The 21371-nt window shown below is 53.6% G+C and carries 21 protein-coding genes; 17 read left to right on the top strand and 4 right to left on the bottom strand.

Annotated features, from left to right (window positions below):
• The first annotated feature begins 126 nt into the window (after nucleotides 1–126).
• Nucleotides 127–288 carry a hypothetical protein gene (locus PAECUDRAFT_RS25875; RefSeq protein WP_006037811.1) on the top strand — a complete coding sequence of 54 codons (162 nt, stop codon included), beginning with the start codon at nucleotides 127–129 and terminating at the stop codon, nucleotides 286–288.
• A gap of 91 nt (nucleotides 289–379) precedes the next feature.
• Here the strand turns inward: PAECUDRAFT_RS25875 and PAECUDRAFT_RS08955 are convergent, their stop codons facing one another.
• The gene (locus tag PAECUDRAFT_RS08955) at nucleotides 380–583 is read right to left on the bottom strand and encodes a hypothetical protein (protein WP_006037810.1); all 204 of its coding nucleotides are present in this window, start codon (nucleotides 581–583) and stop codon (nucleotides 380–382) included.
• Between the two features lie 357 nt (nucleotides 584–940).
• On the opposite strand from PAECUDRAFT_RS08955, the gene PAECUDRAFT_RS08950 reads away from it, so the two are divergent.
• From PAECUDRAFT_RS08950 to PAECUDRAFT_RS08930, 5 genes are all read left to right on the top strand, one after another.
• A complete protein-coding gene (locus PAECUDRAFT_RS08950; RefSeq protein WP_006037809.1) occupies nucleotides 941–2176 on the top strand; it encodes an MFS transporter in 1236 nt (411 codons plus the stop codon).
• Nucleotides 2177–2265: 89 nt separating this feature from the next.
• Nucleotides 2266–4890, top strand: coding sequence for a tetratricopeptide repeat protein (locus PAECUDRAFT_RS08945; protein ID WP_006037808.1), 2625 nt, complete (start codon nucleotides 2266–2268; stop codon nucleotides 4888–4890).
• Nucleotides 4880–6358, top strand: coding sequence for an alpha/beta fold hydrolase (locus PAECUDRAFT_RS08940; protein WP_006037807.1), 1479 nt, complete (start codon nucleotides 4880–4882; stop codon nucleotides 6356–6358). The genes PAECUDRAFT_RS08945 and PAECUDRAFT_RS08940 overlap by 11 nt, the downstream gene beginning before the upstream one ends.
• 169 nt (nucleotides 6359–6527) lie before the next feature.
• Entirely contained in the window at nucleotides 6528–7655 is a 1128-nt protein-coding gene (locus PAECUDRAFT_RS08935) for a metallophosphoesterase (protein WP_006037806.1), read from the top strand.
• A gap of 34 nt (nucleotides 7656–7689) precedes the next feature.
• Complete coding sequence (locus PAECUDRAFT_RS08930; RefSeq protein WP_006037805.1) at nucleotides 7690–8322, top strand: fumarylacetoacetate hydrolase family protein; 633 nt, start codon at nucleotides 7690–7692, stop codon at nucleotides 8320–8322.
• A 97-nt stretch (nucleotides 8323–8419) separates the two neighbouring features.
• Here the strand turns inward: PAECUDRAFT_RS08930 and PAECUDRAFT_RS08925 are convergent, their stop codons facing one another.
• Nucleotides 8420–8728, bottom strand: a complete 309-nt coding sequence (locus tag PAECUDRAFT_RS08925; protein WP_006037804.1) for a winged helix-turn-helix transcriptional regulator — start codon at nucleotides 8726–8728, stop codon at nucleotides 8420–8422.
• Between the two features lie 152 nt (nucleotides 8729–8880).
• Here PAECUDRAFT_RS08925 and PAECUDRAFT_RS08920 point away from each other — a divergent pair, with 152 nt between their 5' ends.
• From PAECUDRAFT_RS08920 to PAECUDRAFT_RS08895, 6 genes are all read left to right on the top strand, one after another.
• Complete coding sequence (locus PAECUDRAFT_RS08920) at nucleotides 8881–9654, top strand: dioxygenase family protein (protein ID WP_006037803.1); 774 nt, start codon at nucleotides 8881–8883, stop codon at nucleotides 9652–9654.
• 259 nt (nucleotides 9655–9913) lie between these two features.
• On the top strand, nucleotides 9914–10774 hold the full coding sequence (locus PAECUDRAFT_RS08915; protein WP_006037801.1) for an AraC family transcriptional regulator: 861 nt from the start codon (nucleotides 9914–9916) through the stop codon (nucleotides 10772–10774).
• A gap of 32 nt (nucleotides 10775–10806) precedes the next feature.
• Nucleotides 10807–11586 carry a MerR family transcriptional regulator gene (locus tag PAECUDRAFT_RS08910; RefSeq protein WP_006037800.1) on the top strand — a complete coding sequence of 260 codons (780 nt, stop codon included), beginning with the start codon at nucleotides 10807–10809 and terminating at the stop codon, nucleotides 11584–11586.
• 174 nt (nucleotides 11587–11760) lie between these two features.
• Complete coding sequence (locus PAECUDRAFT_RS08905; RefSeq protein ID WP_006037799.1) at nucleotides 11761–11976, top strand: zinc ribbon domain-containing protein; 216 nt, start codon at nucleotides 11761–11763, stop codon at nucleotides 11974–11976.
• Nucleotides 11977–12101: 125 nt separating this feature from the next.
• Complete coding sequence (locus tag PAECUDRAFT_RS08900; protein ID WP_006037798.1) at nucleotides 12102–13025, top strand: NAD(P)/FAD-dependent oxidoreductase; 924 nt, start codon at nucleotides 12102–12104, stop codon at nucleotides 13023–13025.
• Nucleotides 13026–13119: 94 nt separating this feature from the next.
• On the top strand, nucleotides 13120–13938 hold the full coding sequence (locus PAECUDRAFT_RS08895; protein ID WP_006037797.1) for an N-acyl homoserine lactonase family protein: 819 nt from the start codon (nucleotides 13120–13122) through the stop codon (nucleotides 13936–13938).
• A gap of 13 nt (nucleotides 13939–13951) precedes the next feature.
• Here the strand turns inward: PAECUDRAFT_RS08895 and PAECUDRAFT_RS08890 are convergent, their stop codons facing one another.
• Nucleotides 13952–14719, bottom strand: coding sequence for a helix-turn-helix domain-containing protein (locus tag PAECUDRAFT_RS08890; RefSeq protein WP_006037796.1), 768 nt, complete (start codon nucleotides 14717–14719; stop codon nucleotides 13952–13954).
• Nucleotides 14720–14842: 123 nt separating this feature from the next.
• Between PAECUDRAFT_RS08890 and pyk the strand changes: the two genes are divergently transcribed.
• Nucleotides 14843–16258, top strand: coding sequence for a pyruvate kinase (pyk, locus tag PAECUDRAFT_RS08885; protein ID WP_006037795.1), 1416 nt, complete (start codon nucleotides 14843–14845; stop codon nucleotides 16256–16258).
• Nucleotides 16259–16442: 184 nt separating this feature from the next.
• Nucleotides 16443–17066: a hypothetical protein gene (locus tag PAECUDRAFT_RS08880; protein ID WP_006037794.1), complete on the top strand. Its 624-nt coding sequence runs from the start codon at nucleotides 16443–16445 to the stop codon at nucleotides 17064–17066.
• A gap of 46 nt (nucleotides 17067–17112) precedes the next feature.
• On the opposite strand, the gene PAECUDRAFT_RS08875 is transcribed toward PAECUDRAFT_RS08880, so the two are convergent.
• Complete coding sequence (locus tag PAECUDRAFT_RS08875) at nucleotides 17113–17295, bottom strand: hypothetical protein (RefSeq protein WP_006037793.1); 183 nt, start codon at nucleotides 17293–17295, stop codon at nucleotides 17113–17115.
• Nucleotides 17296–17591: 296 nt separating this feature from the next.
• Here PAECUDRAFT_RS08875 and PAECUDRAFT_RS08870 point away from each other — a divergent pair, with 296 nt between their 5' ends.
• From PAECUDRAFT_RS08870 to PAECUDRAFT_RS08860, 3 genes are read left to right on the top strand one after another with little or no spacing between them, the layout of a single operon-like run.
• Nucleotides 17592–19877, top strand: coding sequence for an ATP-binding protein (locus tag PAECUDRAFT_RS08870; RefSeq protein WP_006037792.1), 2286 nt, complete (start codon nucleotides 17592–17594; stop codon nucleotides 19875–19877).
• Between the two features lie 60 nt (nucleotides 19878–19937).
• On the top strand, nucleotides 19938–20522 hold the full coding sequence (locus tag PAECUDRAFT_RS08865; protein ID WP_006037791.1) for a DUF4255 domain-containing protein: 585 nt from the start codon (nucleotides 19938–19940) through the stop codon (nucleotides 20520–20522).
• Entirely contained in the window at nucleotides 20519–21367 is an 849-nt protein-coding gene (locus PAECUDRAFT_RS08860) for a hypothetical protein (RefSeq protein ID WP_006037790.1), read from the top strand. Before PAECUDRAFT_RS08865 ends, PAECUDRAFT_RS08860 begins: the two co-directional genes overlap by 4 nt.
• The last annotated feature ends 4 nt before the right edge of the window (nucleotides 21368–21371 follow it).

Below are 21371 nucleotides of genomic sequence, written 5' to 3'. Positions count from 1 at the left end.
ATATAGGCATTTTGATCAGGATAGACAAGGAAACGTCATTGTTTATTCCCAGTTGAGACGGACCGGGCGGTTGACCGGCTTGTCCGACTGTAGGTACAATAGCAGTAAGAATGGAGGGATCAGGACATGGCCAAAAAAGGCAAGCCGATAAATGCCGCCGATGTGATCAAACGCGCATCCGCCATTCTGTCCGGACCCCGCGTTCCGGCGAAGACGGCCAAGGATGCCATGAAAAACGTAACAGTCGAGAGAGACGATCCGCTCGTGAAACGATACGCATCGAAGTAACTCGCACTTCTAGCCATTTGCATTTTAATCGCACTCATTCCATATGCTCCCTGCGGCGCGCTCTGCGGCAGGGAGCTTTTTTCATTCCTTCTTATTTCCTGAGCAGCGGCACGATCATCGATTGCCAATGTTTACGGACCAGCCGCTGCAAAACTGGCGAATTGGCGATAAGGTCGCTAGGCTGTGCGATATCAAGCTTATGGAGCTCAAGGTCTCGAATCGAGCGGGCTTCAAGCGTCTCGCCTCGCCGATGCTGGATAAACAGCTCGAGCATGGTGCTGTGCTTTACATTCACGTGTCGTTCACCTCTGTCCTTCATCCTATGCAGCTTTGCATAGGAACGCGACGCTGCGCAAGCGCAGTTACTATCAAACGTTATTAATATAGGTATCGCCATGATGACGGGCATCTAGTCCTTGCGAGGAATGATCAATGCGTGCTATGCTTGTCGAAGCAACTAATTCCGATTTATTAACTTGGTTCTAATGGAAATCAATGTGGTCGACCATTCCTGTGGAGACTTCCGTATGCTCTTGCGCCTAAGAGCATCGGAAGTCTTTTTTGTTATGCCGTTGTTAGATTCGCCCAACAGGCGTATATTCGAAGCAGAAGCAGCATTTACGGAAATTTCATGATCGGAAGTGAGTGGTGAATGGAAAACTGGCAGCGTCAAATGTGGATTTTGTGGGTTGGCGTGTTGTTGTGCAGCTCGAGCTATACGATGGTTATTCCTTTGCTGCCGTTGTTTTTGCCTGAGCTCGGGGTAGACAAGAATTCGATTTATTGGTGGGTGGGCATCGTCCAATCTTCCGCCTTCTTAGTTGGGGCCGTGATGGCGCCGCTATGGGGATCGATGGCAGACAAGTATGGGAAACGAAAAATGGTCATTCGCGCCGGTTTAAGCCTATCCGTGGTCTATGCGCTGATCTCGTTCGTGCATAATCCATGGGAGCTCGTCGGCATTCGGCTGCTGCATGGCTTTGTCGGCGGCTTCGTGCCCGCGTCGATGGCCATCGTAGCCTCCATTGCGCCTGAGCGGCGGATGGGCTGGAGCCTCGGCATGATGCAGGCCGCCACAATGACTGGCAGCATCATGGGGCCGCTGCTCGGCGGGCTGTTGTCTCACGTTTTCGGGCAACGGCAGTCGTTTATCGTGGCGGCAAGCTTTATTCTGTTAGCCACGATTGCAGTTATGCTGTTCGTTAAAGAAGGGAGGGTCGGCGAGGCGGCGGCTTCAGCTAGTGCTGCCAAGTCGACCATACGAGGAGATTACCGTGCAGCGCTGCATAATCGCCAGCTGATCAATCTGCTCGCGCTGTTGTTATTGTTCCAGCTGTCGGTCAATATGGTGCAGCCGCTTCTGACGCTTCATATTGCGGATATGCGAGGAAATGTACAGGATGTCGCGGCAACGGCGGGCTTCGTACTGTCGTTAATCGGAATAGCAGGCATTCTTGCCTCGCCGCAATGGGGCAAGCTGGGCGAGAAGCGCGGTTATTTGCGGGTCTTGATTATTTGCCTCATCGCATCGGGCTGCGTCATCAGCCTGCAATATTTTGTCCATGAGCTATGGCTGTTTACGGTCGTCCAATTTACGTTCGGGCTGTTCCTTGCGGGAATCGTCCCTGTCGTGAATACCCTTGTCGTCAAAAGCACCGATACCGCATTTCGCGGGCGCTCCTTCGGCATGACGACGAGCGCGAACCAGTTGGGCTCGCTCCTTGGTCCGTTAATTGGCGGAGGCCTCGGCAAGTTTCTGGGCATTCAATGGCTGTTCGTTGCGACAGGCACGCTGCTTGTGACAGCGGGCGTGACGGTCGCGGTGCGCTCCGTTGCGATGCGAATCCCGCAGCAGGCGCAGAAAACGTACTCGGATCAGCCTCGCTAGCAGCGGGTTAACAAGATTAGTATAGAAGTCCTAGATTCCCCCATGGTAAAATGTACATGTCATTAATTATTTGCCAGTGGGGGATCGCCGTGTCGATAGCAATGTCGGAGATGCAGCATATCAATACGCGTATTTATGAGGATCTGGAGCATATTCTGAAGACGCTCGACGAGCGGCTGGAGCTGAAGCTGTTTGCCGTTTCGCTCGATGCGAGCGGAGAACCGCGAGAGACCGTCCAGGTCAAGAGAGTGCTGCCGAGCGGCAATCGGGCGGACAGGACAGAGGTGCGGCAGGAGTCGATCTTGCAGCTTGAAGGCGTTTTTCGCAGGCTGAGGATTACGGCAGCCGCTTTCGATAAGCCTGCTGATTTTTTGACTAACCATAACCTTTTTAATCAATTGATGGATGTCGACGAGGACTCGGATTTAGCCGGTGCGATGGTTATCGAGGATCGTTCATTCGGCGTTGAGGATGGGCTCGAGACGGGCAGCGAAGTCATCAAGACGCGAGGTAACATCATTTACCGGAATTTGTTCCGTTATCAATCGGATGCAGCTTCGGATGTGTTTCATTATATTGTATCTGTCGGAGGGGCGGAGGCGGATACCTATAAGCAGTTTTACCGCAAACCGGCAGTCTCATTTCTTCGCATGCTACTGGACTATTTCTTTATGGATTATTATGAGGCGGGCCACGACGGTACGTTGTACCTGACTTCTGAGAGGCGAGGCATACAGCCGAAGCACCGGGAGAATGGCAAGCAATATTGCCAGCGGCTTACGCGTCTTTATTATGGCAAAATTCATTCCTTTATTGAAGATAACAACATGCTATCTTCGATTCAAGATATGGATGGGCATTATGAGTACGATGGCGAAGTAAATGATCGATATTACGAAAGCGGCTTTTTCGAACAGATCGATGCCATCGCGACGCGTACGTATGAAGGCGATAGCCCGATCGGCTGTATGATGTTTATTAGCAATGCTTCATTGGGGGAATATGCGCCCGTCAGTTATTCCATCCGATTTTTCACCCATATGAACCCGATCACGCTGCAGGATGCGAGAAGAATCCGCAAGCTGTTGGAAATGACGAACAAAGAGAACGATCTTTATCTGATCGCTGACCACGAAATTGTGTACGGAATCGGGCGAATTGAATGGAACCAGATCGATGGTGAAGTGCTATACGAGCTGGAGTTCAAAGGATTGTCGCAATACCGTCTGACGCTCATATCGACCGAGAGCCAACAAAGCTCGGAAGGGCAATTGACGATGGTGGAGGATCGTAAAGTTTACCGGATGCGGGCGGATATCGAGATCAAAGCTGACAAGCTTCTGGGCGTCTCGTTCAAAAATCCCGAAATCGGCGAAGGAGGCTTTTCCTCCCAACGGTTCGAAAAAATCGTGCGTTCGCAATTCGCTTCGCTTGGTATATCGAGCAAGGAAATCACAAAGCTGGAGCGTATCGTAAGGAAGGCCAAAGAGCAGCAGCACGGCACGATGGTCGTCATTACCGATCGCGACACGGCCAAGTCGGAGCTGCACGCGCTAAGCATGCAATCTACGCCTATCGATCCGATAGACATTGATCCGGCGTTTATTAAGCATTTGACGGCCATTGACGGCGCTATTTATTTGGATATTTACGGAAAGTGTCACGGAATTGGGGTTATTCTTGACGGGCTGGCGATTGAGACAGGCGACTCGGGTCGCGGAGCGCGGTACAACTCCGCGTTTCGTTATATGAACAAGCTGCACAAGGAGAACAAAGGCTGCGTTATCGCAATCGTGTCGGAGGACGGGATGGTCAACCTCATTCCAGAGCTGCCGAACGAGGAGACGATCCGTAATCTGTTCCGCCCGTTCATCGATAAGATTGATGAATGGGAGAAGGATCAGCCGTTGCCTGCTAGATTTGAAACCTATGAACAGCAGATCGAGGCATTCGGAGATGAAATCGATCCGTCCAATTATTACCGGGTTGCTGAAGCGTTTCTATCGAAGGAGCAATATGAGCAAGCGGCTCGTTATTATAAAAAGGGGTTGGAAGTCTACGACGAGGTAAGTCCAAGCATGAATCGAAAGCTCGTAATGGCGTATCTTAATCTCTTGATTATTGAATATGTTAATAACGACCAAGAGAGTACCCTAAAATACTATAGGCTGGCAAATGTAGAGTTTGAGCGTTATATGTCGGATCGCCGCTACGAGAAGCAAATGACGTATCAAGATTATAACATGCGAGCTTTTGCAGATGATCTATATGGGAATATGTTAAAAGATGACGAGGCGCAGGCTAGGGCATTGGAAGATTATACGCGTGCGATTGAGCTTGCCGGGCAGAAGAATCGCCATGGGATGTACTGGAATCGATCGACCTGTTATATGCGGATGGATAAACCGAATCTTGCCCTCGAGGATTTAATTGAGGCAGAGCTTGAAAACAATCAGAGCAAGTACGTCAATAAACTCATGGAACTATTGAAAGAAAATTCTTATCTTATTGCATATGCAATGGATGTTTATAGAGAAAAGGAAGCCAAAGGGCGACAGAGCCCAGAATTAGAGCAGCGGCTGCTTGAGCTCGTTATCGATAATCCAGAAGCGGCCGCGGGTTTTGAGATCGAGGTAGACAAGCCTGTCCCGCGCAGGCGCAATTCTTCTTCGGCATCCAACAAAGAGAAAAAGGGGGAGAACCATGACGACTGAGTTTGTGCCTGTCTCCAAGACAAGGCGTACGGGATCGCCCGTCGCTGTCATTTTCATTCACGGATTAAACGGAGACAAAGAAAATACGTGGCGCAAAGCGCAAACCGATGCCACACTGCCGGCCATGTTGGCGCGAGAGCCGGAGCTAAGCAACGCGGAGCTGTTTTATTACGGTTATCCGACAGGCATTATCGAATACGGTCATTATAATTTCGTTTCCCACGCGAAGGTGCTTCACACAATGATACAGGCGGAAGTGCCCGGCCGCGATTTGATTTTCGTCGCTCATAGCATGGGAGGGCTAATCGTTCGCCAATATATTGTCGACCGGTTCGATGAGCAGCAGGAAGCGCCGCTTAAGCGAGTGAAAGGCGCTATTTATTTGGCCGTACCGTTCCAAGGCTCCCGATTGGCGGGGATCCTGCCGCGATGGATCGTGAATAAACAAATCCAATCGCTTCATCGTAAAAGTCCTGCTTTGGCTCGATTGGATGAGCTGTGGCGCGTTTATGTCGACCGCGGAGGAGATCCTTCGCGTCCGCGCAACCTGAGGCATGCGATTCGCAACATTACGTTTTATGGCAAGCGGGACAAGGTGGTACCGGAATCTTCGGCATCGCCGCTTTATCTTGATGCGGAGCGGCATGCTGTAGATGAAGGGCACAAAAGTATTTGTAAAATGGAGCAAGAGCATCCAACCTATAAGCTGCTGAAAAGGTATATCCATGAGCTGACAGCGCCGACCAAGCAGAGCGCGATGGTGCTTCATGTCCATGGCTATGAGAAACGGCAATACGGCCAGCAGGCGAATGAAAGCTTGGACTGGACGAGATACTTCTCCGTACATCCGAAGCGGCTTCCGTCAAGCGAGCAATGGTCAGAGCTAGCGGGCGAATTGGATCAAGTTGCGGCACATTGGTCGGAACGGTGGGCAGCCCAGAGCCGGCGCCTGCAATTGTACACCAAGATTAGCTTGCCCGGCGGCATCCTGCTCGGCAGCCGATTCTCCCGCCCGAAAAATGTCGTGATCGAGGTCGATCACTATGACGAGCTTTGGTCGTCCGAGCATGCGGAGCCGGGGTACGCTGTCGTGCCGCAGTATACGCGCAGCGGGAATCGCGATGACGAGCGTGCGGTGATCGTGCTCAGCATCAGGGACGATATTGAGCGAGGCGTCCTCCAATATTTGCAGCGTTCGGGTATATCGTATCGATGCGTTGCTCATTTGTTACCTCCAGGCGGTCCGGGCGAGCTCGGCGTCGCTAACGCGGGGCAAGCGGTAGCATTCGCCCGGGCGGTTAAAGAGGCCGCTTCGGAGCTCGTGAAGGATGGCGCGCGCCAAATCCATTTGTTCATGAACGGGCCGCTAAGCGTTGCTACGTTCATTGGACATGAGCTGACGGCGGTTTGTCCTGTTCATGTCTATGATTATGCTGCGCCGGATTATGTGCCAGCGTTTGTGGTGTAAGGTTGTAAGGATAGGGCGGCTTGCCAATCATCTTCGATGAATTGGCAGGCTTTTTTTATAATGTAGGATCGTTCGAAGCAGCTTATTTGGATATTGCAGTCGCCTATGATACATTTTTAATAGACTACATTTTTCGATCATTCGATAGGATCATAGAGGAGAGTAAGAGATGGCCAAACGCTTCGTTATCATGATCTCGATATTTCTAGTATTGAACGTCTATGTTGGTTGGCATGGCAAGCTTGCAGTCGATCATGCAGGTCTTGGAATTCCGTCGGCACTTTATTGGCTGCTGTTCGTTGTTATCGCATTCGGTTATTTGGCAGGCCGGATATCCAAGCTGGGAGCTGTCGGCAGGCTTCTGAAAAATATTGGCGCTTACTATCTGGCATTTTTCGAGTTTGCGGTGCTCCTGCTGCCGTTCGCTGATTTGGCCGGATGGATCATGTGGCTGTCGGGCATGGAACCAGATACGGTGATTCAACTGCTGTCCGGGACAGTCCTTGCGATTATTGCCGTGCTGCTGCTGAGAGGCTCCTATAATGCATGGTCTCCGATCGTGCGTGAGCATGTTCTGCAGGTAGATAAAGCAGCTCAGGCAGGCGGTAAGCGAGAGCTGCGCGTTGCAATGGCTTCCGATCTGCATCTCGGCACGATGGTCGGCAATCGGCATTTGCGCAAGCTCGTCCATCATATGAATGCAATGGAGCCAGACGTGGTGCTGCTCGCAGGCGATGTGCTCGATGATGTCATTGAGCCGTTCTTGCGCAATCGGATGGGGGATACGCTGAAGCAGCTGAAGGCGAAGCATGGCATCTATGCTGTGCTTGGCAACCATGAGTACTACGGCGGGCATATTGAACAATATGTACAGGCGATGGAGAAGATCGGGATTCAGGTGCTGCAAGACGAGACCGTTACGAAGGCAGGCTTATTCCATGTGGCAGGCCGAAAGGATAAGACGGCGGAAGCGAGAGCTGGCCGTTTGCCGATGGCGCAGCTCGTCGAGAAGCTTGATCCGTCGCTGCCGATTCTCGCGATGGACCATCAGCCGTACGGCTTTGCTCAAGCAGCAGAGGCAGGCGTGGACCTGCTCGTATGCGGCCACACGCATAGAGGACAGTTTTTCCCGAATCATTTCTTTACTCGTCGGCTGTTCGAGCTTGATTGGGGCTATATGCGTAAAGGGCTCATGCACGTTATCGTATCGTCCGGCTTCGGCTCGTGGGGGCCGCCGATTCGGCTGCTGAGTCGCTCGGAGATCATTGATATCACGATACAGCTTCGGGAAGCTTAATTAGGAGAACGGACAAGGAAGGAATGGGCTTGCTATGACGAACGCATTCGCAGCTATTCGAAACATTTACTGTGTAGGACGCAACTATGCGCTCCATGCGCAGGAGCTGGGCAATGAGGTGCCGGAGGAGCCGATGATTTTCTCCAAGCCGACGCATGCGCTCCACCCGGCAGAAGGGACGTTGCAGCTGCCAGATGGTATCGGATCGATTCATTATGAGGCAGAGCTTGTCGTTCGCATTGGACGTCCTTACGAAGCTGGCGCATCAGTCGATCAAATCATCGATGGCTTGGCGATCGGCATTGATTGGACGGCGCGGGATGTACAGTCCGTTCTGAAAGAGAAACGGCATCCGTGGCTGCTGGCCAAGGGCTTTAAGCATTCGGCGGTGTTATCGCCGTTCCGGCCGTTCCCGGGCGTGGAAGCATTCGCTTCGTTGGATTTTCAGCTGCTGCGCAACGGAGAGACGGTGCAGGCTGGCAGCCCTCGCGATATGATTTTCCCGCTTGAGCGGCTGGTTTCTTATATTGGCGACACCTTCGGCTTGAGCGAAGGCGACATTATCTACACGGGCACGCCTGCTGGAGTGGGCGCGGTGAAGGATGGGGACGAGCTGACGCTGGTTTTGAACGGCGAGGCGTTCGGTCCGCTGACCATATCGCTGTAAAGCAACGATCCCGCCTTTGCGTGCATGAACGAAAATAGCCGTCCTTTGCTGACTGAATCAGCATGAAGGACGGCTTTTTGAGTTTGTGACGAATTCCTTACAGCCAACTGGAGGACCACTGGCCGATTTCATTAAATACTGGAGCAAGCGCTTGTCCCTTGCTCGTTAACGAATACTCGATTCGAACGGGCGTTTCGGGGAATACTTCTCTTCGTACGATTCCTTCCTGCTCCAATTCCTTCAGTCGTTCCGACAGCAGCCGGCCGCTAATATTGGGGAGGGAGGCTTCCAGCGCGCAGAACCTGCGGGGCCCGGGAAGCAATTGAAATACGATAAGCGAAACCCAACGTTTGCTCAACAAGCTGACAGCTTTCTCAAAGCGGGGGCATAGGGCGGTCCCGTTCATCCTCTTATCACCTCGATATGTGTATTATAGCAAGCTAACTAAAAAAAATATAGTTAGTTTAATCAGGAAACCGTTGACTTTGATGTAGTTCATATTTTAAACTTACTTACATAAAGTAATTAGTTATCTATTAGTGAGGGGGATGCACGATCATGATGCCTGCATTATTTATTGGACACGGATCACCGATGATGGCCATTGAGGATAACGATTGCGGACGGTTCCTGTCCTCTTACGGAGCAAAGCTTGGACGGCCTAAGGCTATCGTTATTTTTACCGCGCATTGGGAAACTGATGTATTGACGATTTCCTCAACGGAAGGTCCTTACGATACGATCTATGACTTCGGCGGCTTCCCGCGGGAGCTGTTCGAGAAAACTTATCCTGCACCTGGCTCCGCAGCGCTTGCCGAAGATATTGGTCGGCGGTTGAGCGAACAGGGAATTCCCGTGCAATATGATCACAAACGCGGCTTGGACCACGGCTCATGGGTTGTGCTGTCGCGGCTGTTTCCGGAGGCTGACATTCCAGTCGTTCAAGTATCCGTACAGCCGTTCCATCCGGCTGAATACCAGTATCGCGTTGGCGAGGCGCTGCGCGGCATCGGCGAGGAGGATGTGCTGCTGATCGGCAGCGGCGCGACCGTGCATAACTTCCAGCAAATGCGCTGGGGAGGCGGCGAGCCGGAGCAATGGGCAATCGATTTTGACGATTGGCTGGTCGATCATATGACGAAGCGCGATCTGGAGGCGCTGTTCCACTACGATACGCAAGCGCCTAACGGACGGTTGGCCGTTCCCCGGCCAGAGCATTTTGTACCCCTGTACATTGCTTATGGCAGCGGCGATCCGCAGCGCAAACCGGAAATTATCCATCGCAGCTATGAGATGGGCTCGCTCAGCTATTTGTGCATTAAGTTTGAGTAAACCAAGATAAGGAACTTGCTTTAGTTAGCAGGTTCCTTTTTTATGTGCTTCACGAGCGATAGCCAGACCTTTAAAGCGCACATGTTCACATGTGGACAGCGAGATCGGTATCAATGGATAAAAAGGAAAGTTACCCCGATTTTTATCCACATTATTCACAGAACAAGCTGTGGACAACATCTGTATAACCCTCTTGCTATTATTTCCTCATTCTGGTTTAACTATAGCTATAGATGAAACGTGAACAGGAGGCAATAAGGTGGGCTTGCATAACCAACGTGATGTTAACGATCTTCATATGACGGACAAAGCGATCCTGCATTTGCGCGAAGGGAAGCAGAAATTTTCGATCACGCGGCATGTTCCCTCAGAGGCGCTTACGCCATTCATCCGGCATTATTGGGTTGTGGAATGGGACTTGGATGGGCAATTGCCGTTCAAGCAGGAAGTTATCCAGCCGCCATGCTTAAACCTTATCTTCATGCCGGGCGCGACAAGAATTTACGGCATCGCAAACGAGCGCACGTCACAAGTGCTGCAGGGGAAAGGCTGCGTCGTTGGCGTGTTGTTTCAGCCTGGCGGCTTCTACCCGTTCTGGCGCAAGTCCGTCAGCGAGCTGACGGATACGTCTATTCCGTTCGAAGACGTGTTCGGCTGCAATAGCAGCGAGCTGGAGTCGGAGCTGTTTGGCCAGTTAACGCCTGCTGAACGCGCATCGCTTGTGGACCAGTTTTTACTGGGCATCGTGCCGGAGCCAGATCCGAGCCTTGCTGTTGTCCAGCATGTTGCGGAGCGAATTATGCAAGATCGGGCGATTACGAGAGTGGATCAAGCGATGGATGATCTGACGATGAACAAAAGGTCGCTTCAGCGGCTGTTCAGCCAGTACGTCGGAGTCGGGCCAAAATGGGTCATTCAACGGTACAGGCTGCATGAAGCGATCGAGAAGCTGGCTGATGGCGCAGAGCTGAACTGGCCGGAGCTGGCGATGGAGCTGGGCTATTATGATCAGGCGCATTTTATCCATGCCTTCAAAGCGGCAGTCGGAATGTCGCCGGAGGAGTATCGTATTCGAGTGGCGCAAAACAATGAAAATAAAGTTGACTCTCACGTAACGTGATCCTTTACGATGCAGCTAAGAGGTGATGCGTGATGTACAAAGTGAAGGAAGTCGCAGCACTAGCAGGCGTAAGCGTGCGGACGCTGCATCATTATGACGAGATCGGGCTGCTGAAGCCAGCCGCCATCGGCGATAATGGGTATCGCATGTACAGCGAAGCGGATCTGGAGCGGCTGCAGCAAATTTTATTTTTTAAGGAGCTGGAGCTCCCGCTGCAGGAGGTGCGTTCCATCCTGGACGATTCGCGGTATGATCGCAAGCAGACGCTGGCCCTTCATAAGGAGCTTCTATTGAAGAAGAAGCATCGCCTCGAACAGATTATCCAGTCGGTGGAGCAGACGCTGCAATCGATTGAAGGAGGCTACGCGATGAGCAAGCAGGACATGTTTGAGCCGTTTGACATGAAAGAGATTGAGGATCACCAGAAGAAATATGAGCAGGAAGTCCAACAGCGGTGGGGCAGTACGGATGCGTACAAGGAATCGGCCCGCAAGACCGCGCAGTATACGGAAGAGGATTGGAAACGAATCAAAGCAGCGGAGCAGCGGATTTATCAAGGATTGATCGATCGAATGTCGTTCGGGCCAGACGATGAGCAAGCGCAAGCGGTTGTTGCAAGCCATCGCCAGCATATTACGGATAACTTTTACACTTGCTCTACTGCGATTTACCGGGGACTTGGGGATATGTACGTGAACGACCCGAGGTTTACGAAAAATATTGACAAGTACGCGCCTGGCCTTGCCGCATTCATGCGGGAAGCGATCCATATCCATTGCGACCGCGTCGATGGGGAACCGGAATCCGGTTAGCTTTTGCACAACTTATCCACATTATGCACAGATCAGGTTGTGGATGAGTTCTGTATAATTAAACCACATTGTGAATAAAAGTGAATTTTTCCAAACGGCTTGTGCACAGTGAAACATTTTGCCCATTCCTTCGTTTATAGCTATGACAATAGGCGAGCGAAGGGAGAGGCTGACGTGGGAGAATCCATCGACTGCTTGCGCTGCAGTAGGGATATGCAGTTTCTGAAGGAATACCGATTCGAATCGAAGGATAACAATCGGGGACTGCTGGGTGCACTGTTTGATGTGGAGGAGCATCTAACGTTTAATGTGTACGTATGCCCGAACTGCGGGCACAGCGAGTTTTTTCACACCGGTGTTCGCAAAGGGCTGGACGATTGGATCGATTAGATTAAGGAATGATGCAAGAGCGCGCCTCGCGGGTGCGCTCTTTTTGATGTTTTTTTGCCCTCCATGCACGAAATTTCTACGATTGGCGCAACCTAATGAGTGACGGAAAGGGGCGGCGCCGCAAAATGAAACATGCTTCGGAGGAAATGGCAATCGTTGATGCTGCCATTATTGGAGGAGGGCCGGCAGGGCTGAGCGCGGCTCTGGTGCTGGGTCGCGCCTTGCGGCGGGTTGTCGTGGTAGACGAGGGAAACCCAAGAAACGGGATTGCAAAGCGATCGCATGGGTTTTTATCCCGTGACGGAATCGAGCCGGAAGCGCTTCGCCTGCATGCGCGTGAGGAGCTTCGCCGTTACGAGAATGTCGAGCTTTGGCAGGATACCGTAGTTGCCATTCAAGCGGCCGAGGGGCGCTTTGAACTAAGGACAAGCGGCGGACGCGCGGTGAGCAGCCGAGTAGCCGTGTTTGCGACGGGCATGAAGGAGCGGCTGCCGGATTGGCCAGGGCTGGCGGACGTGTACGGCTGCTCGGTATTTCCATGCCCCTATTGCGATGGATGGGAAATGCGCAATGAGCCGCTAGCGCTGCTCGGAGGAGGGGAAAGCCTGCTGTCGCATATCCAGCTTATCCACAACTGGACGAAGGATCTCGTGGTCTGCTCGGATGGACCAGCTGCGTTGAAGGCGGAAGAACGGGAGCAGCTCGCAGTGCATGGGATTGCGCTTATCGAGCAGCCGATTGCTGCGCTGGAGGCGATTGACGGGCAATTAACGCAAATTGTATTTGCAGATGGGCGACGGGTGGCTCGCAGAGGCGGGTTTATGGTGGATACCGGCGCTTATCAAGCGTCCGACCTTCCGCGGCAGCTCGGTATAACGATGGATAAATCGGGCTTGTACCGGACGAAGGGACATGGGCAGACGCGAATTAAAGGACTGTATATTATTGGCGATGCGAAGCATGGGTTCACGGGCATCGCCGGCGCAGCGGGAGAAGGCTACGAGGCGGGGGTCGCCATCAATCGCGCGCTTGTGAATGCGGATTGGTGAGCAGGTGCGGCATTTTGAAAAAATGAAAGATGTTGACAGTTAAATGACGCGTCATCTATTGTGAGAGACATGTCATTTAATGGAGGAAAGTCAGATGGCGACGGAGTATTCAAAAGTCCACGTGTGGCATACCGGCGAGGTGTACATGGACCGTGCGCTCGCATTTCGGGAGAGATCTTGGCATCCGATGCCCTACACGGGATGGTTAAGGCCACAATCGTACAAAAGCTGGTTTCCCGTTTCGGCGTATCTTATCGAGCATCCCAAAGGAAACATCATTGTAGATACGGGATGGCATGATGAAGTTAGACATAACCAGAGAAAGCATTTGGGGTTATTAGGTTCTTCCTTATGCAAGGCAAGAGTAGCTGAGGGCCGCGCAGTGCATGAGCAATTGGCATGTCATGGCATGCACCCTAGCGACATCGATTATGTGCTTCTTACGCATATGCATAACGATCATGTTAGTGGAATCGAGCAGGTATCGCAGGCTCGTCATATGCTCGTAAGTCAACCGGAATGGAAAGCGGCTCATCGCGAACTAGGCTATGTGAAGTCCATGTGGCGAAAGGTTACGATCACGCCATTTGAACTGGCGCCCATTCCATACGGACCTTATAAACTTGGGCTTGATCTTTTTGGCGATGGATCGATTTATATGGTTTATACGCCCGGGCATAGCAAGGGGCACTGCTCCGTACTGGTCCGTACACAGCACGGATGGGTTCTATTAGCCGGCGATGTTGGCTATGCGGCGAGATCGATTCATGCGAACATCTTGCCAGGCGTAACCACTAGCAAGAGGGATGCGCAGCAATCGTTGAATTGGGTAAGGGAATTCGCTGGGCGTGAGGATTGTTGGGCCGTTTTGACGAATCATGACCCTGAGATCATTCCCCATTGCGTGGGGTAAGTCAGTAGAGGTGTTAGCGCAAGAAAGAAGATGGCGTGCGTCCGGTCGTCCGTTTGAATACGCGCTGGAAGTAGGAAACGTCCCGGTAGCCGAGGTAATCAGAAATCTCATTCACGGTAAGCAGCGAGTCGGTCAGCATGTAGATGGCTGTTTTCATCCGGGCTGCATTGACTGCCTCGCTGATCGTCTGGCCGGTTGCCCGTCGAAAAAGCGAAGCGGCATAGTTAGGCGTACGGTTAATGCAGGCGCCTAGCTCCTCTTTGGTGACTTTGTCCCTGTAGTTCAGCTGGATATGCTGCTTCATTCGCTCGACAAGCTTGTGCGTGCCTGACGCCATAGGCGCTTGATCGAGCTCGCGATTCCAGAGCGCGGCCAGCTCTGTAATGATTGCAGCGCCTCGGATCTCGGCATAGGGCGTGCGGTCCGCCCGTTCGGCGTGCAGCACGCGAAGCCGCTCCAGCATCCATTCGAACCGTCCAGGCCTGCCTTGGACGGCATCTTGCCGTGCGAGCAGCGGCAGATCGCGCACGATCGCAGGGGCAGCCTTGAATCGCGCCACAAGCTTCTCGTGGAAGACAGTTGGCACAGATTTGCCATAAAAGGCGGCACGGGGCGGAATCAGCAGCACGTCGCCTTTTTCGAGAATGAGCTTGTCCGCATTAATCCAGTAAACGCATTTGCCGTAGCTGACTAGAACGAGCGTGTATACGCCGTCCGTATCATCGCACTGCCCGTACCAATTCATTCCCCGATCCAGCGACACATCCAGCAGCTCCAGCATGTCGAATCCTCCGATCTATACATCATACTATAGTACATTTAGAATACTATAGTTCATATGCGAAAGAAAGGTTCGGCAGTACAATTGGACTATAGAGCACATATCAGGAGGAGAAAACGAATAATGCGCAGAACGAAAATTGTATGTACGATGGGTCCGGCTTGCGATTCCGTAGAAATTTTGAAGAACATGATGAATGAAGGCATGAACGTTGCGCGCCTGAACATGGCGCACGGCGAACTGGAGGATCACAGCGATCGTATCGCCAAAATCCGCGCAGCGGTAGCAGAGACGGGCGCGAACGTGTCGATTTTGATGGATATTAAAGGACCAGAGATCCGTATCGGTAAGCTGAAGGAAGCTTCGTATGAGCTCAAAGCAGGCAACAAGCTGGCGCTTGTAACGGAAGAGCAGCTCGGCGATGGCGAGAAGCTGTGGGTTAACTATGCAGACCTGCCGAAGGTAATGGAGCCGGGCGGCGTGATCCTGTTGGATGACGGCTTGATCGAGCTGCGCGTAGATTCCGTAGACGCTGCGAACGTCTATTGCACAATCATCAATGGCGGCGTAATCAAACCGCGCAAAGGCGTTAACCTGCCGGGCGTTCGCACGACGCTTCCGGGCGTAACGGATCGCGACGTGAAGCATATCGAGTTCGGTATCGGCGAGGGTGTGGACATTGTGGCTGCATCGTTCGTTCGCCGTGCGGAAGACGTGCTCGAAATTCGTCGCCTCTTGGAAGAGGGCGGCGCTGGACACATTCAGATCGTATCGAAAATCGAGAACCAAGAGGGCGTTGAAAATCTGGATGCCATTATCGAAGCATCGGACGGCATCATGGTTGCCCGCGGTGACCTCGGCGTTGAGATTCCAGTCGAAGACGTGCCTTTGATCCAGAAAGAAATGATCGACAAATGTAATGCTGCTGGCAAACCGGTAATCGTTGCTACGCACATGCTGGAGTCGATGCAAGTAAACCCGCGCCCTACGCGCGCAGAAGTGACGGACGTAGCGAACGCGGTACTGCAAGGCACGGACGCAGTGATGCTGTCGGGCGAGACGGCTGCCGGCAAATACCCGGTAGAATCGATTCGCACGATGTCCACGATCGCAATCAAAGCGGAATCGCTGATCGAATACGGCAGCAACCTGCACAAGAAAGGCTTCGGCCAATCCTCTTCCATTACGGAAGTCATCAGCCAAGCGGTCGTAAGCTCGTCGCTGGAGCTTGAGGCAAGCGCTATTCTGTCGCCGACGGAGAGCGGCTTTACGGCTCGCATGGTTTCCAAATATCGTCCAAAAGCGCCAATCGTCGCGATTACGTCGGACGAGCGTATCCAACGCCGCCTTGCGCTCGTATGGGGCGTAACGGCGATTAAAGGTACGAAATCGGAGTCGACGGACGCATTGTTCTCTTCGTCGATTGAAGCTGGCCGCGCAGCTGGCCTGATCAACTCGGGAGAAACGGTCGTTATTACGGCTGGCGTGCCGAGCGGCAAATCCGGCGCGACGAACCTGATTAAAATCGAACAAGTATAAATCGCATTTATAACTTAAAACGCTCGCGCTAGAGTCGATTATCGGCTTCTAGCGCGGGCGTTTTTTTTATAGGCCGAAAGTCCTCCTAGCCTGTGGTCGGGGTTTCCATTGTCCTTAAGGCTGTTTCGCAATGCGATTCGCTCCCCTATTATGGGGGTATCAGAATCAATAAGGGGGCATTGTTGTGTACCGTACGTTATTTGGAATCGAGCTGGGACTCTTGTCGCTGCTCGCAATATTGGCGTGGGTAGGGGGGATCAAGACGTTTCGGCTCGTCCGCGCAGGCTCAGCCGGCCAAATGGCGCGCCGCACGCGCAGGCTGATCGCATGGGCAGCATATGCGTCGCTTGCAGCAGGGGCAATTGCCGCAGCTGCATTGATGCTGGCAGCGGATATGGCGCCGCATCTCTGGCTGGATTGGCTAGGGCTTCATTTGCCGCTAGCTATACTGCCGATGGCGGCGCTCTGGCTCGTAACAGCGCCTCGACTGCGGATGCTGCGCGCGAAGGCGAGGGAGCTGGATGGGGCGCTGCCCTATGAATTAAGGGCTGAGGCAGCGAAGCCTGTCGTTGTGCTGCCGTTTCAAGCCGTAGCTTTGGGCGCGTTGACAGAGCTGTATTTGGCGCTAGCGGCGCCCGTTTCGCTTCGGTTTATGGATGTCCTCGCGCCTTTGCTGGTTTATGGGAGCGCGCTTGGATGGCTGTATGTCCGAAATCATCGACGCTGGCGGAAGGCGAGCGAACTGAGTGCATTGATGCGTTATCAGTTATGGGGGGGAAGATTCATGCAGAAAAAAGGCGCCGCGTAAGCAACGGCGCCTTTTTTATATGCGCGGGATTCATGTAGGCAGCGGGCTAATCCCGCTCATGTCCCTTGTGATCGAACGTATGCTGGACGTTGTCGACGATTTCCTCGATAGCTTCGCTAATCATGTCGATCGGACCGGAATCCTCATGATCTTTGGGCGTGTTAATGCCTGCCGCCGTATTGGATGTTTCGTTATACGTTTCATCGTAATCAGGATCTCTGCGCTTCATTCGTAATCGCCGCCTTTTGCATGTTATGGATAGGGGTTCCAACTGCTGCTAATAGGTTGCCCCGGAAGGGCAAAACGCACTCATGAAAATCTCTTTAATAATACTTTAGATTGGAAGCGCTTCAATTGGAAAAATTAAGGCGGTTTTTGCGTTGCCTACCTATGAGGTTCATGATACAATTTGTACAAAAAATTGCCATAAGGAGGCAAATTGCAGGTTGCTGGGAGATGTGGCAAGGCGGCATACACGACGTAGCGTGCGCCGTTTTTTATTGTGCAAAAAGGAGCGCCGACTGCATGGGTGAGATAAAGCCTTATGCCGACCACTGGGAGCATCTGCTCGATGAGCTTGGTCGGTTGGATCTACGCATTCGCATCGAGATGGAACGGATGGCGATTCGGGAAGAGGCTCAGGACGAGCTGACGCGCCAATATGCGGGCATTGCGTTGACTCGCGAGGAGATGGTTCGGCTGCTGGATGAGGTCGGGCCGATTAACGAACAGCTGTCAGCGCATGAGCGAATGAGGCTGCTTGATCTGGAAGAAGAGCTGCAGACGCTGGAGCGCAGCATCTATAGGAGATCGCAAGCAACAGCTGCTGAGGGGCGGATATTGCCATTAGAGCGGATTGTTGAATGTTACGGATTAGATCGTTTTGAGCGGGATGCGGTTATCGTCGCTGCGGCTGTGCAAGTGGATGAGAAATATAGCAAGCTATATGGCTTTTTGCTCGATGATGCAACGAGCCGCCAGCCGACCGTCGCGTTAACGCTTAGACTGCTATGCACGGGAGATGCGGAGTTTGCAAGGCAGTTGCCCTACTGGCTGCCGACAGCCAGGCTTCGAAGGCATCGGCTAATTGCTCTTGCCCCTCGGCAAGCGGATGCGGGGGGCGAGCCCATGCTTGCTTCGTACGTGAAGCTGGACGATGGCGTTATCCAGTTTCTTCTGCAGCCTGATCAGCTAGACGATCGCGTTCGGGATGTAGCTCGCTTGCTGCCGGGCGGTAACGGTGCTGGCGCTGCGGGCATGTCGGCTGATTTTAGGTGGAACCGTGAACTTGTGCTGCTGGAGCAAAAGCTTGCGGCGGCGATAGCTGCTGCGCCTTATGGGGCGGGCAGCGAAACGAGCTCGTCACAACCAGCCTTTCTGCTGCTCGGCCAGCCGGGATGCGGCCGCGTCGCATTAGCGGCGGCTGCATGCGCGAAAGCGAAGGCGCCGCTAATGCTGGTTGACCTCAGCAGGCTGCCGGAAGAAGAGCCGCAGCGCATCGCGCTGCTGGAGCTGGCTTGCCGGGAAGCGCTGCTGCGCTCGGCCGTGCTGGGGCTGCTGCATGCGGAGCTGCTGCAAGAACGTGCTGATGCGGATAGAAAGCTGGAATGGCAGCAGCTGTACATGCATAAGATGGCAGGTGCGAAGCCGACGGTGCTGTTCAGTACGCAGCGTGTCGTGCCGAAGGGCGAAGCTTATCCGGCGCCATTGATCGAGCTGTCGATGCGAATGCCTGATGTGCGAGAGCGCGCCGCGCTCTGGCAGCAGCAGTCGGAACAAACAGGCATCGAGCTTGCGCAGCCTGTCCGATGGATGGCAATCGCCGAACAGTATAAGCTGACGTCGGGCGGGATTGGCAGAGCGTGGCAGCTTGCGCTGGCTTTGGCACAGTGGCGGGAAGCGGTTAATGGTGACCGGCTGCACGCGGTCCGCGTCACGGAGGCCGACATTCGCGAAGCCTGCCAGCGGCAGAGCCACCATGGGCTAGACGGCATCGCCACGCGAATCCTTCCGCAGCATCGGGTAGAGAACCTTGTCCTGCCGATTGAGCAGACACTCAAGATTCAGCAAATCATCGCGCAGCTGCAGCAGCGCCATCGCGTGCTGACGGAGTGGAATTTTCACCGCAAGCTGTCGCGGGGCAAAGGCACGAACGTGCTGTTCGCTGGCCCCCCAGGCACCGGCAAGACGATGGCGGCGGAGGCGATTGCGGGCGAGCTTGGTCTCGACCTGTACCGGATCGATCTGTCGCAGATCATCAGCAAGTACATCGGGGAGACGGAGAAAAACCTCGGAAGGCTGTTTGCAGAAGCCGAGAACAGCAACGCGATATTATTGTTCGACGAAGCAGACGCCTTGTTCGGCAAACGTTCCGAAGTAAAAGATTCGCATGATCGCCATGCCAATACGGAAGTCGCGTATTTGCTCCAGAAGATGGAGGAGTACGATGGGATGTCGATTCTGGCTACGAACCTGCAGCACAACATGGACGAAGCCTTTGCACGTCGGATGGCGTTCCGTATCGAATTTCCGATTCCAGAGGAGCAGCATCGGTTTCGCCTATGGCAAGCGATGTTTCCTTCAGAGGCACCGCGGAGTGACGATATCGATTATACGTTTCTGGCGAGAAGCATCCAGCTTGCAGGCGGCAATATCAAAAACGCGGTGCTGGCAGCCGCCTACTTGGCTTCGGAAGAGGACGCGCCGATCGGCATGCGCCATCTGATTCGCGCAGTCAAGCAGGAGCTGGATAAGCTCGGCAAGCTTTGCTTGCGTTCGGATTTTGGTCCCTACTATGAGTGGATCAGCTAGATGGGCTGCTAGTCAAGCAGCTGCAAAACTATCGATTTGGATTTTAAGGAGGGTGTACTAGTGGCGTCGGATACCGCCATCGCCGATGTCGGCGATTCATTGCTTCGGCTGCTGCGCGAGGGGATGAGCGACTTGGTTCAGCCAAGCTCGATCGTGCTGCTTTCGCCAGCGGATGTGGAGGGCCAGAACGTCAGCCTGACGCTCTTCCTCTATTATATCGCAGAGAATCCTCATCTCAAAAATGATCAGCCCTTCAACGGCCGGGATCGTCCGCCGCTCGCGCTGGATCTATACTATCTGCTCACCGCCTATACGCCGGTGCAAGACATTCAGCAGCGGACGCTGGAGGAGCAGCGCGTCCTCGGGCGAGCCATGCGGCTGCTTTATGATAACAGCCTGCTGTATGGCTCGCGGCTGCAGGGCTCGCTTCGGGGAACGGATGAAACGCTTCGCATCACGATGAATCCGCTCCCGCTAACGGAGCTGACCTCGATCTGGCATGCGATTCCGAAGCAGCATTACCGTCCGTCCATCGGCTATGTAGTATCGCCTGTGAAGCTTGATTCGGCTATCGATGCCCAGTCTGCTGCTGTGAAAGAGCGGACGCTGGCTTTCGACCCGGTCGATAACGGGGTGGCCTTATGAGCAGCGCGGCTTCGACGGGGCACGGAGAGTCATTCGTAAGCCGCGTGTCCGCGGCGATTCGCCCGATCGATGAGCTGGCAGCGGACCGATCGCCCATCGGGCAGGTGCAGATTACGCTGGAGGGCATAACGGCCAAACCGTTGCGGAACCGAAGCGGTTGGCAGGTTTTTATGGATTTGCCCAGCGGGAATTACGTGGGGCGCCTCGTTTCGGAGCATTATTTGGACGCTGAAATTTCCATTACGGTTCAGTCTGGGGCTGACCCGGTCGCGCTGGATGTGCCGCTGCTGCCTAGAAGCAGCTATCCCTTTCCATCGCATGCGACCCTGCTGAGGGGAGTTGTGAAGGACCAGGCGGGCGTGCCAGTGAACGACGCTGTCGTAGAGGGAGTAAGGCTGGAGCCGGCGGACAGCTACGCGGCGATGCTGGCTGCAGCTGGCGCCATGGGCGGCACGCGGCTATTTCTAAGCGGGCTGCAGGGCGAAGCTCCGGCTCCCGATACGGTATGGCTGCTCAAAAATACGAACGTCGAGCGGTTGGAATACGTTCGATTTGCAACGCCGCTGCCTGCCGATTCTGCCGCGGAGGGCTATCCGCTGGCAGCGCCTCTCCAGTATGCGCATCCTGCCGGAACGACGGTATATCCGGTGAAGCAAGCAGGTACGATCGTTTCCCGGGCAGATAGCCGGGGCGATGTCGCGATTCCGATAGTCCGTATGCCGCTCAGCCGAACGCTAGTGTCGCTGTCGGTAAAGCGAGAGGGCTACAGGACATATGTACGAGATATTCAGTGTGACGAGGGCCGAACGGGTTCGTTAGGCATCATTACGCTGTTGTCTATATAGCAAT

The sequence above is a fragment of the Paenibacillus curdlanolyticus YK9 genome (assembly GCF_000179615.1).
In the GTDB taxonomy this organism is placed as follows: domain Bacteria; phylum Bacillota; class Bacilli; order Paenibacillales; family Paenibacillaceae; genus Paenibacillus_T; species Paenibacillus_T curdlanolyticus.
This window is presented reverse-complemented; position numbering and strand designations above follow the sequence as displayed.